This is a genomic window from Gemmatirosa kalamazoonensis, from assembly GCF_000522985.1.
Taxonomy (GTDB): domain Bacteria; phylum Gemmatimonadota; class Gemmatimonadetes; order Gemmatimonadales; family Gemmatimonadaceae; genus Gemmatirosa; species Gemmatirosa kalamazoonensis.
The window spans coordinates 883,561-902,131 of sequence record NZ_CP007130.1; the positions used below are offsets into that span (position 1 = coordinate 883,561).

The window sequence follows — 18,571 nt, forward strand, 5'->3', positions numbered from 1 at the left end:
GGCGACGGCAAGGTCAGGACGTGGCGTGCGTCACCACCGCGGCGCCGAGCGAGCAGAACGCGGCCGCGGTGAGGACCGCGAACGCGGGGAGCATCGCGCGCGGCCCGCCCACGGCCAGCGCGAGGAACGCGGCCGGCAGCGCGAGCCCGCAGGCGAGCGGCGTCCAGCGCCGCCACCCGGTCCAGACGCGCGCGCGCGCAGCACCGCGACGCCCACGACGAGCATGAAGAGGTGGCTCAGCGGCCACGCCGCGTCACACACGCCGTACACGACGTCGCCTAACGGATGGGCGTGGAGCGCGTCCTGGATCTGCTGCCCCGCGGCGAGCGACAGCCCCACGAGCTGCACGGCGAGGATGACGGCGCCGCCGCGTCCGCGTCCCGTGGCGCGCAGGCGCCGGAGCGCGACCGCGCTGCACGCCCATCCCATGAGGTAGACGATGCCGAGCAGCGCGGCCGCCGTGGTGTCGGGCACCTTGAGGCTCGACGGCGCGGCGAGCCATTGCGCGAGGAACACGGGGCTGCCCAGAATGCCGAGCGCGCCGAGCACGCGCGGCGTCGAGGGGCGTGCGGAAGGGGCGAAGGGAGCGATCGTGGCGGTCATGCCGGGATTCCGAGGAGGATGGGGATGACGACCGAACAGTCGTACCAGTGGGCGCGGCACGATACGACGGGGACGCGTCGCGGATCATGGGTCATTCGTCCCCTTGTCACTTCGCTGCTCGTACTCGGCGCGTGCCGCGGCACGCCGTCGACGCCGGCGCCGAGCGCGCTGTACGACCCACCGCACGCGCTCGGCCCCCTGTTCGTCGACGTGCAGATGGCGCGCGTGTTCCCCGACTCGAAGACGCTCGTCGACGCGGAGCCGCGGCATGCGCCGGGCGACGTGCTGGCGGCGTATCTGTCGGCGAAGGGGCGGCCAGGATTCGATCTCAAGACGTTCGTGTGGCAGGAGTTCGAGCCGCCGGGCGCCGCCGGTGCGGGGTTCGTCCCCGACTCGTCGGCGACGATGGAGGACCACATCCGTGCGCTGTGGCCCGCGCTCACGCGCCAGGCCGACAGGCCCGATCCGCGCTCGACGCTGATCCCGCTGCCGTACGCGTACGTGGTGCCGGGCGGACGGTTTCGCGAGGTGTACTACTGGGACTCGTACTTCACGATGCTCGGCCTCGTGGAGAGCGGGCGCACGGATCTCGTGAAGAGCATGCTGGACAACTTCGCGCACCTCGCGCGCACGCTGGGCCACATCCCGAACGGCAACCGCACGTATTACCTGGGCCGCAGCCAGCCGCCGTACTTCGCGGCGATGGTGGGCCTCTACTCCACGGCGACCGACACGGCGCGCGCGCCCGGCTTCCTCGACGCGCTGGAGAAGGAGCACGCGTTCTGGATGGATGGCGCCGACCGGCTGCAGCCGGGGACCGCGTACCGGCGGGTCGTGCGGCTGCCGAACGGGGCGATCCTCAACCGCTACTGGGACGACATCCCGGAGCCGCGCCCCGAGTCCTTCTGCGAGGACTACTCGTTAGGCATGTCGGTGCCGGAAGGGCAGCGCGAGCGGCTGTACCGCAACCTGCGCGCGGGGGCGGAGAGCGGATGGGACTTCTCGAGCCGCTGGATGCGCGACCCGGCGGACCTGCGCTCGCTCGAGGTGATCGACATCGCGCCGGTGGATCTCAACAGCCTGCTCTATCACGCCGAGCGCACGATCGCGGCGCTGCTGCGGTTCCGCGGCGGTGCCGGCGATGCCGCGGCCGCCGACCGGTACGCCGCGCAGGCCGACGCGCGGCGCGCCGCGCTGCTCGCGGCGGCGTACGACAGCACGGATGGCTGGTTCTACGACGTGCGGTGGCGCACGATGGAGCGCGTGCGCGACCGTCCCACGCTCGCCGCCGCGGCGCCGCTGTACTTCGGGCTCGCGACGCCGGAGCAGGGACGCGCGGTGGCGGACCGGTTGGGCCGCGACTTCCTGAAGCCGGGCGGCTTCGTGACGACGCTGATCCGCTCGGGGCAGCAGTGGGACGCGCCTAACGGCTGGCCGCCGCTGCAGTGGCTCGCCATGCAGGGCGTTAGGCGCTACGGCCGCGCCGACCTCGCCGACACGGCGCGCGCGCGCGGTGGCTCGACGTGAACCGCCGCACCTACGCGTCGACGCGCAAGATGACGGAGAAGTACGACGTCATGGATCTCACGCGTCCGGCCGGCGGCGGCGAGTACCCGACGCAGGACGGCTTCGGGTGGACGAACGGCGTCGCGCTCGCGCTCTCGGCGCAGGCCCGCGGGCGGGCGACGCCGGTGCCGGACGCGGTGCGCCGGCCGCGCTGAGCGCCCGAGACGCCGCGCGTCACTGCTTCGTGACGGCGAACGTTCCGCTCTCTTTCGTGTCCGCGCTCCAGGTGCCCGTCATGCGCCCCACCGTGACGGGCGCCGTGAACGTCGCGCCGATGCCGTTGCACCCGTGGGTCGACACGGTGAGCCGGCCGTTCGAGACGGTCCAGGGGCCGGTGGCCGGGCAGTTCGGATTGGAATTCTGGACCACGACGGACGCCGTGGAGTCGGCCTTCAGGACCATGCTGAAGTTCACGGCGACGTCGTCGATGCTGCGCATGATGCCTCCCGTCCACGTCCCGACGAGCGACGCGTCGCTGGGGAAGACGGTGGTGGGCGCGTCGTCGCGGCACGCGGACGTCGTGGCGACCGTGGCAGCGAGCGCGGCGACGACGAGGATCGTCGTCGGCGCGGGGCGACGACCGGATCGTGGGGTGCCTGTCATGATGACCTCGGTGTGAGCTCGCCCGTGCCGGGAGCCGAGGATGCACGTATCTTGGCCCCGGGGGAACGCCGCGGCCGTCGGGCGCGGGGCCCCACGAGGGATTACACGAGAGCGCCCCGATTCTCATCACGCCTCGGCGCCGTGCGAGGCAGGGAGCGGCGCATGACGCAGGCACCGTCCGCCGACGTCGCACGTCTGCTCGAGGCGCTGCGGGGCGGCGACGCCGCGGCGCTCGACGCGCTCGTGCCGCTCCTCTACGACGAGCTCCGCACCCTGGCGCATCGACAGCGCCGCCGGTGGGTGGGCGACGACACGCTCGACACGACGGCGCTCGTCCACGAGACGTACCTCAAGCTCGCCGACCGACACGGCGCGTCGTGGGAGACGCGCGCCCACTTCATGGCCGCCGCCGCGCAGGCGATGCGGCACGTCCTGATCAACTACGCGCGCGACCGCCGCACGCGGAAGCGAGGCGGCGCGAGCGTGCGCGTGCCGCTCGACTCCGTGGAGGCGCAAGAGGGCGAGGCGGACGAGGAGGAGGAGCTGCTGCTCGCGCTCGACACAGCGCTGCGCGAGCTGGAGCGCGCGAACGCGCGGCAGGGACGCATCGTCGAGTGCCGCTTCTTCGCCGGCATGTCGATCGCCGAGACCGCGCTGGCGTTAGGCGTGTCGACGGCGAGCGTGAGCCGCGGCTGGGCGCTGGCGCAGGTGCGGCTGTACGAGGCGGTCCGGCGCGAGCTGCGGCGCTGACGCGGCGCCGTGGACACCGGACGCGAGTCCCGCCTCGAGCGCCTGTTCGAACGCGCGATGGCGCTGCCGCCGGAGCGGCGCGCTGCGTTCGTGCGGGACGCGTGCGGGCCCGACGCGGCGCTGTGCGCGACGCTCGGGGCGCTCGTCGAGGACGCGAGCGACGCGCGCGCCTTCATCGACGGCGTCGCCGGCCCCGCCGTCGCGCGCCTGACGGCGGCGGCGGTGGGATCCGCGCCGGAGCTGCTCCCCGGCGAGCAGGTCGCGCACTTCCGGATCCTCGAGGCCATCGGCGGCGGCGGCATGGGACGCGTGCACCGCGCGCTCGACCTGCGGCTCGGCCGCGTCGTGGCGCTCAAGTTCCTCCCGCCGCTCCTCGGCGCCGACGAGGGCGCGAAGCGTCGGTTCGTCGACGAGGCGCGCGCCGCGTCGGCGCTCGACCACCCGAACGTCTGCGCGATCCACGAGATCGGCGAGACCGCGGGCGGGCGGCCGTTCATCGCGATGGCCAGCTACGACGGCGAGACGGTGAAGCAGAAGCTCGCGCGCGGGGCGCTCCCGCCGCACGAGGCGATCGAGTACGGCGCGCAGATCGCCGACGGGCTGCAGGCGGCGCACGCGGCCGGGATCGTGCACCGCGACGTGAAGCCGGCGAACGTGATGATCACGGCGCGCGGCCAGGCGAAGATCCTCGACTTCGGCGTCGCGATGACGACGGCCGCGGGGTGCGGCGGCGACGGCGCCGCCGTCGGCACGATCGCCTACATGAGCCCCGAGCAGACGCGCGGTGACCCGGTCGACGCGCGCGGCGACGTGTGGAGCCTCGGCGCGGTGCTGTTCGAGATGCTCACCGGGCGGCGGCCGTTCCACGGCGCGACCGAGCGCGCGGTCGTCGACGCCATCCGTCACGTCGCGCCGCCGCGCGCGGATCGCCTGCGGCCCGACATCCCCGCGGCCGTCGCCGCGCTCGTGGAGCGCTGCCTCGAGAAGGACGCGGCGCGCCGCCCGGAAAGCGCGGGCGAGCTGCTGCGGGAGCTGCGGGCCGCGCAGTCAGGTCTCGCGACCGCGCGGGCGGCACGCCGGCGCGCCCGCCTCCGCGCCGGCCTGACGGCGCTCGCCGCATCGCTCGCCGCATCGCTCGCCGTGATCGGCCTCGCGGCGCGCGCACGCGTCGCGCCGACGGCGCCGCGCGCGATCACCAGCCGCGCGGCACACCGCGTCAACCCGGAGGCGCTCGCGCTCTACCTCCAGAGCGCGCGGGTCGCCGACAACGCTCGCAAGCGCGAGTACCTCGAGCAGGCGATCGCGAAGGACTCGCTGTTCGCGCCCGCGTACGCGCAGGTCGCCCACGCCTACATGTGGCTCGGCGACAAGGCCAAGGCCGAGCGGGCGATCGCGAAGGCCCTCGCGCTGGACCCGTCGCTCTCGGAGGCCTACGACGCGCTCGGCCTGCTCCGGATGTGGCGCGACTGGAACTGGCCGGCGGCGGAAGCGGCGCTCCGGCGATCGATCGAGCTGAACCCGCACAACCCCAAGGCGCACCACGAGCTCGGCCAGCTGCTCATGCGCGTCAGGCGGTGCGACGAGGCCGTCGTCGAGACGCAGCGCGAGATGATGGAGAGTCCGCGCGAGGCGTACGGGCAGGGTGGGCTCGCCGAGGTCTACCTGTTCTGCCGGCGCTACGACGACGCGATCCGGGAGTTCGAGAAGACGCTGAGCCTCGCGCGGGACTCGTCGGCCATCTACTTCAACATGGGCGACGCGTACTTCTTCCAGCACCGGTACGACGACGCGCTCGCGATGTACCGGCGGGCGCGATGGGTGCCCGGTTGGGCCTGGGCACGAGCCGGCGACCGCAGAGAGGCGTCGTGGCAGGCCGAGTCGCTCGCAGTGGAGTTCGCGCGGACGGGGCGCAACTACTGGATCGCGTGGACGGTGGCGCGGATCTACGCGAGCCTCGGCGACCGCGATCACGCGCTCGCGTGGCTGGAGCGGATCTACGACGCCCGCGAGGGGATCCTCGTGTATCTCGCGGTCCAGCCGCAGTTCGACGGGCTGCGCGGTGAGCCGCGCTTCCAGGCGCTGGTGGCCAGGGTCGGGCTGCCGAGGTGACCGTGGCGCTCGGCGTCGCCCCGATCGCGGCGACGTTCGCGGCCTATCTGGTCGCGCCCACCGTGGTGCTCCTCGGCCGCATCACGCCGGAGCGACGCGCGCCGGTGCGCGAGCTGACGGCGGTCGCTCTGTTCTGGCTTCCGATCGAGCTCGGGCTGCTGCCGAGGATCCCGGGGCCTAACGGTGTCGATCTCTCGAAGCTCGTCGCGTTCGGCGCGGCGCTGGTGCTGTTCCTCGTCGTCAGGCGCCTGCCGGACGTGGGATTCACGTTCGCGTTGCGATGGCGCGACGTCGGCGTGGCGGTCGTGGCCTGCGCGCTCTACGCGCCTGTGGCGATCGCGGTCGGCCTAACGACGAGGTTCATCGCGTGGCACCCGCAGCCGAGTGCCGCGACGCTCGTGGTGCGGCCGCTGCTCATCTACGCGCTCATCGCGCTCCCCGAGGAGTTCCTGTTCCGGGGGCTGATCCAGAACCTGCTCGCGCGATGGTGGGGACCGGAGCGTCCGTGGCCGCTGCTCGTCGCCTCGGTGATCTTCGGGCTCGCGCACCTGCCGGATCCGCGATACGTCGTGCTGGCGACGCTGGCCGGCGTCGCGTACGGGCTGGTGTACGAGCACACCGGCCGCGTGACAGCGTCGGCGATCACACACGCGCTGGTGGATGCGCTGTGGGTGCTGCTGCTGCCGCGTTAGGCCGCCGCCTTCGTTAGGCTCTCTCGCCGCCAGGCACCGCGCAGGTGACCGGCAAGAATCTCAACATATGGGTCGTTCGCGCGCATGGAGTATGTGACTCGCGTCACTGCCTAACGATCGTCCAGCGCGGACGCGAATTTGGTGCGTTCCGCGACGCCGTGGATCCTCGTTTGCGCTGCAGTCGGTCGCCGAGACGACGAGCCGACGGGCATGACGCCCGGACGAAGCGGAGGCGTCGGATCGGCGAGCCGCTCTCCATCCGCCGCGACGGACGGAGCATCACGGCAGAAGTACCGAGCGGACCTCGCGCACGAACCGGCGTCACTGGCCCGTGCGTGCGGAGGTGCACGGCACGCCGTACGTGGACGCTCGTAGCCGCGACGCGGCGCCGAGTCTCGTCGGCGCGAGTCGCGGCCTCACAATCGTCGATGTCGTGGAGGCAGGACTATGAAGAAGTGGATCGCTACCCTCGGTCTCGGTGCCGCGCTGGCCGTCGCCGCGCCAAACGCGCACGCGCAGCCGATCATCACCGGCGGTCTGGTGAACGTCACGGTCACCGACGTGGCGAACAACGTGCTCCAGAACGTGAACGTATCGCTCGGCGTCGCGCTGAACCTCGCCGCGAACGTCTGCGGCGTCGCCGTCAACGTGCTGGCGTCGCAGATCGGCTCCGGCCCGGTCTCGTGCACGAGCGCCACCAACGGGCAGACCGTGACGATCGCCAAGCTGCTGTAACGCCGAGGTGCGAGACCGGGCGGGCGGGGAGGTGTCGCGGCGCCTCCCCGCCCGTCGCGGCTCGCGGCGCGGTGGGTGCTGTCGCGGCGGCGTTAGGCCGTTCGGTCTCACGCGGAGGCGCGGAGAACGCGGAGACATTGAACCGCAGAGGACGCAGAGGGCCGCAGAGGAGAACCCATTGCCACTGGTTTCCTCTGCGGCCCTCTGCGTCCTCTGCGGTTCAATTCAACAGAGGCCTTTCTCCGCGTGCTCCGCGTGCGCAGGCCTAGAACACGCACCCCGTCCGCCGCGGGACGGTGATCACCACGCCCCCGCCCTCGGCGCGCGGTGCGGGGCAGAGGCCTAACGCATCCCCAGGCAGCGACGGCAGCGGCAGTCGGATCTCCACCGACTTCGTGTCGTTGTTGAGCGCCACCACGCTGCTGCCGCGGCGGTAGACGTACTGCTGCTCGCTGGCGAACAGGTGCTGCGTGGGCCCACGGCGCAGATCGGGGCGCGCGGCGCGCAGGCGGAGCAGCTTCTGCACGTGCGCCCACACCGCCTGCTGCCCGGCGCTGCGTCCCGCGCGCTCGAACGCGTTCGCGGAGTCGTCGGGCCATCCGCCGGGGAAGTCGCGGCGGTTGTCCGGGTCGTTGCCGCCGGGGAGCGCGATCTCGTCGCCGTAGTAGAGCAGCGGCGTGCCGCGCGCGGTGAGCAGGAACGTGTACGCGAGCTCCAGCCCCTCCGTGGTGGCGCCGCGCTCGTTCATGAAGCGCGACACGTCGTGCAGGCCGAGGAACGTGACGAGCGACGACGGGTCGCGGTACATGCGGTCGTGCGACAGCAGCTGCGCCACGTCGCGCACCGGGCGGCCGGACGCGAACGCGCTCCGCACCGCGTAGTACAGCGGGAAATCGAACAGCGACTGCACCTTGTCGTCGACGCCGTCGAACTGCGGCCGGCCGCCCTGGAAGAACGCGATCATCGCCGGATCACCGTCGAACACCTCGCCCACGACGCGCAGCGCCGGGTACTCGCGGTTGATCGCCGTCATCCAGTCGCGCCAGAACGTGCGCGGCACGTACGGCCACGTGTCCTGCCGGATGCCGTCGATGCCGCTCACGCCGACCCACCAGAGCGTGTTCTGCGTGATGTAGCGTGCGACGTCGGGATCGTCCTGGTTCAGATCGGGAAGGATGTCGATGAACCAGCCGTCGAGCGTGGCGCGGCGCATGTCGGGCGTCGCGTACGGGTCGGCGAGCGTCCACGTCTGCCACGTGTTGTTCGGGTGCCGCGCGGCGGTGCCATGGTACCACGTCGGCGTCGGCGGATCGGCGACCCACGGGTGGTACGCGCTCGTGTGGTTCGCGACCATGTCGAGGATGACCTTGATCCCCTGCGCGTGCGCCGCGTCGACGAGCCGCTTGAACTCGGCCACGTCGCCGAAGTGCTCGTCCACCGCGTAGTAGTCGATGGCGTGGTAGCCGTGGTACGCCGTGGTCGCCTTGCCGTCGTAGACCTCCTTCGTGTCGAGGACGTTCGTGTTGTCGTAGATCGGGTTGAGCCAGATCGCGGTGACGCCGAGGTCCTTGAGGTACGGCAGCTTCGCGCGCACGCCGGCGAGATCGCCGCCGTGGTAGCGCCGCCCCTCGGCCCGGTTCAGCAGCCCGCGCGACGCGGCCGGATCGTCGTTGCTCGGATCGCCGTCGGCGAACCGGTCGGGCATGATGAGGTAGATGACGTCGTCGTGCCCGAACCCGGCGAAGCGGCCGGCGCGCGCGAGCGGCGCGCTCACGGTGAACGGCACGCGCGCCGTGCCGGCGGGGGTGCGCAGCACGAGCGGGTAGTCCCCCGCGGTTCGCGCGCGCGGGATGGTGACGTCGACGAACGCGTACGTGCCCGCCGCATTGACGCGCGTGGCGCCGCACGCGAGGCGCGGGCACTCGACGCGCGCGCCCGCGAGGTTGCGCCCCTTGATGAGGAGCCGCACCGGGTTGATGGAGTGCGCGGCCCACCAGTTAGGCGGGTCGACCTTCTCGACGACCGGGGGCTGGGCCGCCGCGGCGGCCGAGAGCAGGGACGCGGCGAGGCCGCACAGGCGCGCGCGCTTCATATCGATGGCTTCTCGGTGAACTGACCCGGTCGTAATCTGCGTAATCTGCGGCTCGAAGAGTCAACGCAGCGCCCGGCCGTCCGCGCCGAACAGGTGCACGCGGTCGACGGAGAAGCGCGGCGTGACGGCTTCGCCGACGTCGGGCAGCGCGTCGCCGGTCAGCGCGGCGACGAGGCGGTGCGGGCCGACGTCGACGTGGACGTGGCTCGTCCCGCCGAGTCGCTCGACGAGCACCACGCGGCCCGCGCCGCCGGTGCCGTCGGCGGTGCGCTCCAGCGCGACGTCCTCGGGGCGGATGCCTAACGTCAGGTCGTCGCCGGCCGTCGGGAGCGGCACGCCGAGCGAGCCGGCCGCGAAGCGGGCAGGGACGAAGTTCATCGGCGGCGTGCCGATGAAGCCGGCGACGAAGCGGTTCGCCGGCGCGCGATAGAGGTCGATCGGCCGGCCGACCTGCTGCACCCGTCCGTTCGCGAGCACGACGATGCGGTCGCCGAGCGTCATCGCCTCCACCTGGTCGTGCGTGACGTAGATCGTCGTCGTCCCGAGCCGCCGCTGAAGCGCGCCGATCTCGACGCGCATCTGCGCGCGGAGCCCCGCGTCGAGGTTCGACAGTGGCTCGTCGAACAGGAACGCGGCCGGCTCGCGGACCATCGCGCGTCCCATCGCCACGCGCTGCCGCTGCCCGCCCGAGAGTGCCTTCGGCCGTCGGTCGAGCAGCGGCTCGAGGCCGAGGATCCCCGCGGCCCACGCGACGCGCCGCTCGATCTCGGCGCGCGCGACGCCGCGCAACTTGAGGCCCAACGACAGGTTCTCGCGCACCGTCATGTGCGGGTACAGCGCGTAGTCCTGGAACACCATCGCCACGTCGCGCGCCTTCGGCGACAGCGCGGTGACGTCGCGGTCGCCGATGCGGATGCGGCCGGTCGTCACCGTCTCCAGGCCGGCGAGCATGCGCAGGATCGTGCTCTTCCCGGACCCCGAGCCGCCGACGAGCACGAGCAGCTCGCCGTCCGCGACCTCGAGGTCGAACTCCTCGACGACGCGCACGTCGCCGAAGCGCTTGGTCACGTGCTCGAACGAGATCGGAGGCATGCTGTCGGTCGCGGAGAACTGCTTCGCTGTGTGAATAAACCGCAGAGGACGCAGAGGGCCGCAGAGAACACCGATGGGGCGAGGCAGCAGGCGAGTACTCGGGGGATCCAAGTGCGATTGAAACGATCTCGAGATCCTTTTCATCGCCGTTGGATCCCCAGGGTACTCGCCCAGCACCTCGAAGCTGTGGTTCGATCAAAGAGGACAGTCCTCTGCGGCCCTCTGCTCGCGGTTCAATTTCGAAGAGGCAGCCGGTTCATCCCTTGACCCCGCTCCCCGCCATGCTCTCGATGAAGTAGCGCTGCAGGAACCCGTACGCGATCACCACCGGCACCACGAGCACCATCGTCGACGCGAGCGAGACGGCGAGCGAGCCCGCGCCGCCGCCGAGCGCGAAGACGGTGAGCAGCTGCGGGAGCGTCATGAGCCGCTGCTCGCGCACGACGAGCAGGGGCCACAGCACTTCGTTCCACGATCCCATGAACGTGAAGATCGCGACCGTCGCGAGCACCGGCCTCGCGAGCGGCCAGAAGATCGTGAACAGGATGCGGAGCTCGCCCATCCCATCCATGCGGGCCGAGTCGACGAGCGACTGCGGGATCTGGAGGAAGAACTGGCGCAGCATGAGGATCGCCGTGGCGTTGAACAGGTATGGCACGACGAGCGCCGCGTAGCTGTCCACCCACCCGAGCTGCACGACGAGCGTGTACAGCGGGATGAGCGTGAGCTGTCCCGGCACGAGCAGCACGGCGAGCGTCACCACGTCGAGGGCGCGGCGGCCGCGGAAGCGGAGCCGCGCCATCGCGTACGCCGTCATCGATCCCAGCACGAGCACCGCGGCCGTGATCGTCGAGGCGACGAGCAGGCTGTTGAGCAGCGCGCGGCCGAACGGTGCCCGCGCCCACATCGTGCGATAGTTGTCGAGCGTGGGATGCGCGGGCACGAGCGTGAGCGAGCCGACCTCGGTGGGCGGCTTCAGCGTCGTCGCGACCATCCACAGGAACGGCACGACGAACGTCGCCGCGGCGACGGCGAGAACCGCGTAGAGGAGCGTCCGCCTAACGAAGCGCATCACGGGTTGCGGTGTGGGTCGGCCGCAGATTACGCCGATTACGCAGAAGACACAGCGAGCGAGTCTGCGTAACCTGCGTGATCTGCGGCTCATTCATGAGCGATCCGCGCCGAGCACGCGCCGCTGGATCGCGACGACGATCCCGATCATCGCCGCGAGCGCGACGCCGATCGTCGCCGCGTAGCCCATCTTCTGGTACGAGAACGCGTTCGTGTAGAGGTACAGCACGATGGAGTACGTGCGCCGCAGCGGCCCGCCGCCGGTCATCACGTACGGCTCGATGAAGAGCTGGAAGCCGTTGATCGTCGACAGCGTGACGACGAGCAGCGTCTGCGGAAGGAGCAGCGGGAGCGTCAGGTAGCGGAACCGCTGCCACGCCGTCGCGCCGTCGAGCGCGATCGCCTCCTGACAGCTCCGCGGCACGTACTGCAGGCCCGCGAGATAGATGATGACGTAGAACCCGACGTTCTTCCACGTCACCATCGCGGCGATCGCCGGCATCGCCGTGGCGGGGCTCGTGAGCCACGGCACCGGGGCGAGTCCCACGCGCGCCAGCAGCTCGTTGATGAGCCCCACGTCGGTCGCGTACAGCGCGTTCCACAGGATCGCGACGACCGCGCCCGAGATGACGACCGGGAGGAAGAACGCCGCGCGCCAGAACGCGCGCAGTGCGAGCGGGCGGTCGAGCGCCAGCGCGAGGCCGAGCGCGACGACGATCTGCAGCGGCACGTGGATCGCCAGGAACACGAACGTGTTGCCCACCGCCTGCCAGAAGCGCCCGTCGGTCGCCAGGTGCCGCACGTTGTCGAGCCCCGCGAACGTCGGCGGCGTGACGAGATCCCAGCGCAGCAGCACGAGCGCCAGCGCGAACACCACCGGGTACGCCGCGAACGTCAGCAGGAACAGCGCGTACGGCGCCGTGAGCAGCCACCCCGCGCGCGACTCGGCACCGGCTCGCTCAACGCGCACGGAGGATCCCTCGCGTCTCGCGCGCGGCACGCGCGAGCGCGTCGCGCACGGGCACCGTGCCATAGATCGACGCGGCCTCGTACGCCTCGGACAGCACGTCGAAGATCTCCACCACGTCGGGGTCGACGTCGAGGTCGCGCGCGCGCTCCACGTAGCGCGCGTACGTGGGCAGCGTGGGCCAGCGCGCGAGCGCCCGCGCGAACCGCGCATCGTCGGCGAGCGCGCGTCGGTAGGGGAGCTGGCTCGCCTCCTCGACCAGCATGCGGTCCGCCTCGGGCGACGTGAGGAACGCGACGAAGCGCGCCGCGGCCTCCGGGTGCCGCGTGGTCGCGAACACGGCGATGCTGCGCAGGTCGGCGAACGCGTAGCGCTGCTCGGGCGGCGCGCCGTCGGCCGCCGGGATCGGCACGGCGCCGTAGCGCATGCCGGGCGTCTTGATCTCCTCCAGCTCGCGCACGAACCACGGACCGATGATCTTCATCGCCACGGTGCCGTCGGCGAACGGGTCGCGCCCCTGCGAGAAGTTCGCGCGCGGCAGCAGCCCCTCGGCGAACCCGCGACGCAGCAGCTCGAGCGCCGACGCCGCGGCGGCGTTGTCGAACAGCACCGAGTCGCCGCGCACGAGCGTGCGGCCGCCGGAGCTCGCGAGGTACAGCGGGTAGAAGTCGTAGAACCGCTCGTACCACGTCGTCTTCAGCGGCGCCCACAGCGCCCAGTGGTCGCGCCGCCCGTCGCCGTCGGCGTCGCGCGCGAGCTTCCGGAACGCGTCGAGCAGCTCGCTCTGGGTGGTGGGCGGCGACACGCCGGCCCGCGCGAGCAGGTCGACGTTGTACAGCAGCAGCTCGGGGTTCGTCTTCCACGGGAACGCGTACACGCCGCCGTCGGGGAGCCTGAGCGGCGCGAGCATCGCCGGCGACGTGCGCTCGCGGAGCCGAGCGGCCGTCGCCACGCGATCGTCGAGCCGCACCACCCCGCCCGCGCGCACGAGCCGCGACAGCAGCGCGGACGACACGTTCGACGACACGTCCGGCGTCGCGCGCGCGACGATGGCGGCGAGCAGCACCTCCTCGGTGGACCGCCCCGCGGGGAGCGGCTGCACACGCACCTGCACGTCGGGATGCTCGGCGTTCCACCGCGCGACGAGGCGCGTGGCGAGGCGCGTCTCGGCGGGGTTCGCGGCGGGCCAGTAGGTGAGCGTGATCGGACCACCGTTAGGCGTCTCGTCCACGTGCAGGCCGGACGCGTCGCGGCGCAGCGTGAGGCGCTCGCCACCGGGACCGACGAACTCGCGGCGGTCGGGCACGACGGCAAGCGACGCGCTGGGCGCGCCGCGGGTGCCATAGCGCGCGTAGGTCGCGGCGTCGGGATTGGCGGCGACGCGCTGCAGTGCGAGCAGCGCCTCGATCGTGGACTCCGCGCCGGCATCGCGATTCACCGCGCCCGGCCCGTCGACGCCGTCGAACGTGCGGCCGGTGCGCTCGTCGTACATGCCGACGAGCCACGACGCGGCCAGCCCCGCCTGCACGGCGTAGCGTCGGTCGCCCGTCGCGTCGGCGAGCGCGAGCCATCCCTCCACCACCGGACCGACGCCGTACGCGATCTGCGGGTACCAGGTGGCGCCGCCGTCGGGCGCGACCGTGGCGGGGATGCGGCCGGCGAGGGCGAAGCGTGTCCACAGTGCGTCGGCCTCGCGGCGCGCCGCGGTCGCGAGCTCCGGCCGTCCGAGCGCGACGGCGGCGGTCGCGAGCGCCTCAGTCGATCGGCTGCCCCACGCGTGCCATGCGGCGGCCGGTGCATCGGTGCGCGCGCCCCACGGCGCGGCGTCCGGTCCGCCGCGCGACAGCGGCACGAGCAGCTCCGCCGCACGCTCGGCCAGTGCCGCGTGCTCCGGCGACGGCTCCGCGCGCTGCAGCGCCAGCATGCCCAACAGCGCCTCGGACGTGGCGGTGGCCGAGCCGCCGACGAGCCGGCCGGCGTCGACGTCGCGGCGCGCGCGCGCGACGGTGCGGTCGAGCACCGCGCGCAGATCCGGCGGCAGCGCGGCCGCGCCGAGCACGCGGTCGGCCTCGCCGAGCGCCCAGAGCGCGCGCGCGCCCCAGAACGACATGCCCTTGCGCCCGCTCGCGACCCGATCGTTAGGCACTCCGCGCCCGTCGACGAAGTTCAGGTACTCGCCGTCGCCGCGCTCCATGGCGGCGACGAACGCGAGCAGCCCGAGCGCGTCGTCGCGATCGCGCGCGTCGCCGCTCGCCTCGTACGCGCGCAGCAGCGCGACGGCGGCCCGCGCCGCGTCGTCCACGCTCGCGATCCCCTCCGAGCCGTCGCGCTGCGGGGAGCCCGTGGGCCGGTAGTCCGGCGCCGGCGCGTACAGCGCGACGATCTTCACGCGGTGTCCGTCGACGAAGAGGTCGCGCGTGAGGTGCCGCAGGTGGTCGTAGGTGAGGCCTAACGGCTTCGATGCGTGCGGCTCGGGCAGGGGGAGAGGGGCGCGGTGGCAGCTCTGCACGAGCATCGAACCGCAGAGGGCGCGGAGGACGCAGAGGAGAACAACAACACGAGACGATTGTTGTTGTTCTCCTCTGCGTCCTCTGCGTCCTCTGCGGTTCGATGTCGTCACCACGGCACGCCTCCCTCGCCCCGCGCGATCGCCACGTCCAGCGCATCGAGCAGCGCGGCCTTCGACACGCGCGCACCCGCTACCGACACGTCTGCCGCGCCGTAGTACACGAGGTAGTCGGCGCCGCGCTCGACGAGGCCCTGTGGGAAGACGACGCGCACGCCGGTGCGGAAGTTCGCCATGTCGACCTGCGGGATGGGACCCGGCTCGATCTCGTACGGCGCCTCGGGCGTGAGCGCGGGTGCGTCGCTCACGTAGCGCACGCGCTCCGGTCGCTCGAGGTCGAGCACGCACCAGCCCATCGAGTAGACGTTCCCCTCGTCGATCGTCGTCGCGCCGTGGAACGGCAGGAGCCAGCCGAGCCGAGTGCGCACCGGCGGCGCGCCGGCGCCGACTCGGGCGCTGCGCCACGTGCCCGGGCGCGGGCCGAGCACCGTCGGTCCATCGTTAGGCCACTCGGCCTCGAGCGCATCGGCGCGGGCGAGCACCGCGCGCGGCATCGGCCGGTGCAGGATCGCGTAGCGGCCGTCGATGCGCTCGGGGAAAACGACGCAGTTCTTGTTCTCCCCGGCGAGGCGCGGCCCGTGGCGCACGTAGCGCTCCGGCGCGAGCAGGTCGTCGGTCGTCGCGAGGCAGACGCGCGGGCCGTCGGGGGAGTAGCCGGTGTAGGTGATCGCGTAGCGTCCCTCGTCGGCGAGGAACGTGATGCGCGCGTCTTCCACGCCCCACTGCTCGTACGGCATCTCGCGCGTGAGCACTGGCCGGTCGAGGATCTCGTCGACCGTCTCGCCGTCCGACGAGACCGCGAGCGCGAGCGACGAGCGTTCCGTGTCCGACTCGAACACCCGCACGAGCAGCACGACGCTCCCGGTGCGATGATCGATCGCCGCGCCGGCATTGAACGCGCCGGCCGCGCGCGCGTACGGGATCCGCTCCGGGCGCACGATCGGGTTCGTGGGGAAGCGCTGCAGGGCGGGAAGCCGGATCATCCTCTCGTTCTCGTGGCTCGGCATGAGACGTCACAGCGCCTCCACCGACGACAGTATCTCGTCGAGCGAGAGGTCCGCCACGGCCGTCACGCCGTCAGCCGCGCCGTAGTAGACGCGCACGAGATCCCCGTCCGTCACGAGTCCGCACGTGAACACCACGCCGCCGAAGAATCCCTCGCGCTCGTACGGCGCTTCCGGTGCGAGGATCGGGGTGGCCGAGCGGGCGAGCACGCGCGACGGGTCGTCGGCGTCGAGGAGGAGCGCGCCGAGCGCGTAGCTGTCCGGCGACGTCACGCCGTGGTAGACCGCGAGCCACGCGTCGCGGCCGCGCCAGCGCACGCGGAACGGCACCGCGCCGCCGCCGATCTTCGTGTCGTCCCACATCTCCGGGCGCGCCCCGGCGACGAAGCGGTGCTCGCCCCATGCGAACAGGTCCGGCGACGTCGCGACCCAGATCGCCGGCGTGCCGAGCCCCGACGGCATCGGGCGGTGGAGCGCGACGTAGTGGTCGCCGAGTCGCTCGGGGAGGATCGTCACGTCCCGGTTGTTCGGCGGGAAGATCACGCCGTGCCGCTCGAACGTGCGGAAGTCGCGCGTCGACGCGAGCGCCGTGGCGATGCCGAGCGGCGAGACCGCGGTGTAGTTGATCCAGTACGTGTCGTCGAGCCGCGTGATGCGCGGGTCCTCGACCCCGAATGCCTCGTACGCGTTCGCCGGCGCGAGCGGGGGCGTCGGCTCGACGTCGAAGTGGATCCCGTCCCGCGAGCGCGCGACGCGCAGGTGTGAGATCGAGGTGAGCCACGTGCGTCCGCCGACCGAGACGAGGCGCGGGTCGTGCGCGTCGACGCCCGCGTCGGTCACGCGCCATCGCGTCACCGCGAGCTCGCCGCGCTCCGGCTCGTACACCGCGGCGGCCACCTCGCCGCGCACGTGCGGCGGCGCCTCCGCCACGCGCAGCAGCAGGACCGTCTCGTCGCCGTGCCGCACCGCTGCAGGATTGAACACGCCGACGACCTCGAGGTCGGGGCGCGACGGCCGGAGCATCGCCGGCGTCAGGATGGGGTTCTCGGCGGGGCGGTGCGCGGTGAGGGGCATGTCGGGATCCGGTGGCTGGCCGAGCGACGCGACACGATGCAACGTTCGACGGCGCTCCGTCAGGAGCGCCCGGCACGATTCCCCTTCACGCCACACCGAGAACCGCGATGGCGAGGCCGCGCCTCAGCTTCCCGCAGTTGTTCAACATGAGCTTCGGGTTCCTCGGCATCCAGTTCGGCTGGGGGCTGCAGCTCGCGAACATGTCGGCGATCTACGAGCGGCTCGGCGCCCGCTCCGACCAGGTGCCGGGGCTCTGGCTCGCCGCGCCGATGACCGGGCTCCTCGTGCAGCCGATCATCGGCGCGCTGAGCGACCGCACGTGGGGACGCCTCGGCCGCCGACGGCCATACTTCCTCACCGGGGCGATCCTCGCCTCGGCCGCGCTGTTCGTCATGCCGACCTCGTCGTCGATCCTCATGGCGGCGTCGCTGCTCTGGGTGCTCGACGCGTCGATCAACATCTCGATGGAGCCGTTCCGCGCGTTCGTCGCGGACAAGCTCGATGCGTCGCAGCGCACGGCCGGCTTCGTGATGCAGTCGCTCATGATCGGCATCGGGGCGAGCCTGGCGAACGCGCTGCCGTTCATCTTCGGGAAGCTCGGCGTCACCGGCAGCACGGCGAGCGGCATCCCGCTGTCGGTGAAGTACTCGTTCCAGCTCGGCGCGGTCGTGTTCATCCTCGCGGTGATCTGGACGGTGGTCACGACGGGGGAGCACCCGCCGGAGGACATGGCGGCATTCGAGCGCGCGCGCCGCGAGTCGCGCGGCATCGGCCCGCTGTTCGGCGAGATCGTCGACGCGGTGCGCGACATGCCGGCGACGATGAAGCAGCTGGCCGTCGTGCAGTTCGTGACCTGGCTCGGTCTGTTCTGCATGTGGCTGTTCTTCGTTCCCGCCGTCGCGCGCCACGTGTTCGGCGCCACCGACGCGCAGTCGGCGTCGTACACGCAGGGGGTGGAGTGGGGCGGCTTCGCGATGGCGTTCTACTCCATCACGTGCTTCCTCGTCGCGCTCGTGCTGCCGCGCGTCGCCGCGGCGACGAGCCGCAAGGCGGTGCACGCCGGCGCGCTGGTGTGCGGCGGGCTCGGGCTGCTCTCCGTGTACGTGATCCACAACCAGTACCTGCTGCTCCTCAGCATGGCCGCGGTGGGCGTCGCGTGGGCGTCGATCCTGTCGATGCCGTACGCGATCCTCTCGGGCGCGCTGCCGGCGCAGCGGATGGGCGTGTACATGGGCGTGTTCAACTTCTTCATCGTCACGCCGGAGATCATCGCGTCGCTGTTCTTCGGGCCGATGACCCGCGCCCTGTTCGGCCGCGACAACCCGAACGCGCCGCTCTACGTGGTGATGATCGGCGGCTTCTGCTTCTTCGTCGCGGCGCTGCTCGTCGCGCGCGTGCAGGACGTGGGCACCCGCGAGGCGGCGGCGGAGATCGAGGCGGACGCGCACGAGCCGCTCACCGTGCAGGGGTCGGCGCAGCCGGTGCCGAGCGGGGGGCCGGGGTGAGCGATCGAACCGCAGCGGACGCAGAGGGCCGCAGCGAACATCGATGGGGCGAGGTGACAGGCGAGTACCCGGGGGATCCAAG

16 protein-coding genes are annotated in these 18,571 nt (G+C 72.2%); 7 read left to right on the forward strand and 9 right to left on the reverse strand.

From position 1 onward, the window contains the following. Nucleotides 1–30: 30 nt before the first annotated feature. Nucleotides 31–603, reverse strand: coding sequence for a hypothetical protein (locus J421_RS33345; RefSeq protein WP_158509011.1), 573 nt, complete (start codon nt 601–603; stop codon nt 31–33). Nucleotides 604–627: 24 nt separating this feature from the next. On the opposite strand from J421_RS33345, the gene J421_RS31295 reads away from it, so the two are divergent. Both J421_RS31295 and J421_RS34445 read left to right on the forward strand, forming a co-directional pair. Next, on the forward strand, nt 628–2,130 hold the full coding sequence (locus tag J421_RS31295; RefSeq protein WP_158509012.1) for a trehalase family glycosidase: 1,503 nt from the start codon (nt 628–630) through the stop codon (nt 2,128–2,130). Continuing rightward, entirely contained in the window at nt 2,127–2,324 is a 198-nt protein-coding gene (locus J421_RS34445) for a trehalase family glycosidase (protein ID WP_104023562.1), read from the forward strand. Before J421_RS31295 ends, J421_RS34445 begins: the two co-directional genes overlap by 4 nt. A gap of 19 nt (nt 2,325–2,343) precedes the next feature. Here J421_RS34445 and J421_RS31305 read toward each other — a convergent pair whose 3' ends face one another. After that, nucleotides 2,344–2,772 (reverse strand): hypothetical protein, encoded by a 429-nt coding sequence (locus tag J421_RS31305; RefSeq protein WP_104023563.1) that lies wholly within the window; start codon nt 2,770–2,772, stop codon nt 2,344–2,346. A gap of 162 nt (nt 2,773–2,934) precedes the next feature. On the opposite strand from J421_RS31305, the gene J421_RS31310 reads away from it, so the two are divergent. The 4 genes from J421_RS31310 (at nt 2,935) to J421_RS31325 (ending at nt 7,058) form a co-directional block, all read left to right on the forward strand. Next, complete coding sequence (locus J421_RS31310) at nt 2,935–3,522, forward strand: ECF-type sigma factor (protein WP_025415079.1); 588 nt, start codon at nt 2,935–2,937, stop codon at nt 3,520–3,522. 9 nt (nt 3,523–3,531) lie between these two features. Continuing rightward, nucleotides 3,532–5,631: a serine/threonine-protein kinase gene (locus J421_RS31315; RefSeq protein WP_025415080.1), complete on the forward strand. Its 2,100-nt coding sequence runs from the start codon at nt 3,532–3,534 to the stop codon at nt 5,629–5,631. 2 nt (nt 5,632–5,633) lie between these two features. Continuing rightward, nucleotides 5,634–6,323, forward strand: a complete 690-nt coding sequence (locus J421_RS31320) for a CPBP family glutamic-type intramembrane protease (protein WP_148306665.1) — start codon at nt 5,634–5,636, stop codon at nt 6,321–6,323. 447 nt (nt 6,324–6,770) lie between these two features. Continuing rightward, a complete protein-coding gene (locus tag J421_RS31325; protein ID WP_025415082.1) occupies nt 6,771–7,058 on the forward strand; it encodes a hypothetical protein in 288 nt (95 codons plus the stop codon). Nucleotides 7,059–7,323: 265 nt separating this feature from the next. Here the strand turns inward: J421_RS31325 and J421_RS31330 are convergent, their stop codons facing one another. From J421_RS31330 to J421_RS31360, 7 genes are all read right to left on the reverse strand, one after another. Continuing rightward, on the reverse strand, nt 7,324–9,150 hold the full coding sequence (locus tag J421_RS31330; protein WP_025415083.1) for an alpha-amylase family glycosyl hydrolase: 1,827 nt from the start codon (nt 9,148–9,150) through the stop codon (nt 7,324–7,326). 60 nt (nt 9,151–9,210) lie between these two features. Further along, a complete protein-coding gene (locus J421_RS31335; protein WP_025415084.1) occupies nt 9,211–10,242 on the reverse strand; it encodes an ABC transporter ATP-binding protein in 1,032 nt (343 codons plus the stop codon). Between the two features lie 256 nt (nt 10,243–10,498). Then, nucleotides 10,499–11,314 (reverse strand): carbohydrate ABC transporter permease, encoded by an 816-nt coding sequence (locus J421_RS31340; protein WP_025415085.1) that lies wholly within the window; start codon nt 11,312–11,314, stop codon nt 10,499–10,501. 93 nt (nt 11,315–11,407) lie between these two features. Beyond that, nucleotides 11,408–12,283 (reverse strand): carbohydrate ABC transporter permease, encoded by an 876-nt coding sequence (locus J421_RS31345; protein WP_236646386.1) that lies wholly within the window; start codon nt 12,281–12,283, stop codon nt 11,408–11,410. After that, on the reverse strand, nt 12,273–14,795 hold the full coding sequence (locus J421_RS31350; protein ID WP_025415087.1) for an ABC transporter substrate-binding protein: 2,523 nt from the start codon (nt 14,793–14,795) through the stop codon (nt 12,273–12,275). The genes J421_RS31345 and J421_RS31350 overlap by 11 nt, the downstream gene beginning before the upstream one ends. A 101-nt stretch (nt 14,796–14,896) precedes the next feature. Then, nucleotides 14,897–15,889 (reverse strand): glycoside hydrolase family 130 protein, encoded by a 993-nt coding sequence (locus J421_RS31355; protein WP_158509013.1) that lies wholly within the window; start codon nt 15,887–15,889, stop codon nt 14,897–14,899. A 30-nt stretch (nt 15,890–15,919) separates the two neighbouring features. Then, nucleotides 15,920–16,984 carry a glycoside hydrolase family 130 protein gene (locus tag J421_RS31360; RefSeq protein WP_025415089.1) on the reverse strand — a complete coding sequence of 355 codons (1,065 nt, stop codon included), beginning with the start codon at nt 16,982–16,984 and terminating at the stop codon, nt 15,920–15,922. A 107-nt stretch (nt 16,985–17,091) separates the two neighbouring features. Between J421_RS31360 and J421_RS31365 the strand changes: the two genes are divergently transcribed. Next, nucleotides 17,092–18,489: an MFS transporter gene (locus tag J421_RS31365; protein ID WP_025415090.1), complete on the forward strand. Its 1,398-nt coding sequence runs from the start codon at nt 17,092–17,094 to the stop codon at nt 18,487–18,489. The last annotated feature ends 82 nt before the right edge of the window (nt 18,490–18,571 follow it).

Bases quoted from the DNA above. Each gene is read 5' to 3' on its own strand.
- J421_RS33345 (WP_158509011.1), bottom strand. From the start codon at position 603: ATGACCGCCACGATCGCTCCCTTCGCCCCTTCCGCACGCCCCTCGACG.
- J421_RS31295 (WP_158509012.1), top strand. From the start codon at position 628: ATGACGACCGAACAGTCGTACCAGTGGGCGCGGCACGATACGACGGGG.
- J421_RS31305 (WP_104023563.1), bottom strand. From the start codon at position 2,772: ATGACAGGCACCCCACGATCCGGTCGTCGCCCCGCGCCGACGACGATC.
- J421_RS31310 (WP_025415079.1), top strand. From the start codon at position 2,935: ATGACGCAGGCACCGTCCGCCGACGTCGCACGTCTGCTCGAGGCGCTG.
- J421_RS31325 (WP_025415082.1), top strand. From the start codon at position 6,771: ATGAAGAAGTGGATCGCTACCCTCGGTCTCGGTGCCGCGCTGGCCGTC.
- J421_RS31330 (WP_025415083.1), bottom strand. From the start codon at position 9,150: ATGAAGCGCGCGCGCCTGTGCGGCCTCGCCGCGTCCCTGCTCTCGGCC.
- J421_RS31335 (WP_025415084.1), bottom strand. From the start codon at position 10,242: ATGCCTCCGATCTCGTTCGAGCACGTGACCAAGCGCTTCGGCGACGTG.
- J421_RS31340 (WP_025415085.1), bottom strand. From the start codon at position 11,314: ATGCGCTTCGTTAGGCGGACGCTCCTCTACGCGGTTCTCGCCGTCGCC.
- J421_RS31350 (WP_025415087.1), bottom strand. From the start codon at position 14,795: ATGCTCGTGCAGAGCTGCCACCGCGCCCCTCTCCCCCTGCCCGAGCCG.
- J421_RS31355 (WP_158509013.1), bottom strand. From the start codon at position 15,889: ATGATCCGGCTTCCCGCCCTGCAGCGCTTCCCCACGAACCCGATCGTG.
- J421_RS31360 (WP_025415089.1), bottom strand. From the start codon at position 16,984: ATGCCCCTCACCGCGCACCGCCCCGCCGAGAACCCCATCCTGACGCCG.
- J421_RS31365 (WP_025415090.1), top strand. From the start codon at position 17,092: ATGGCGAGGCCGCGCCTCAGCTTCCCGCAGTTGTTCAACATGAGCTTC.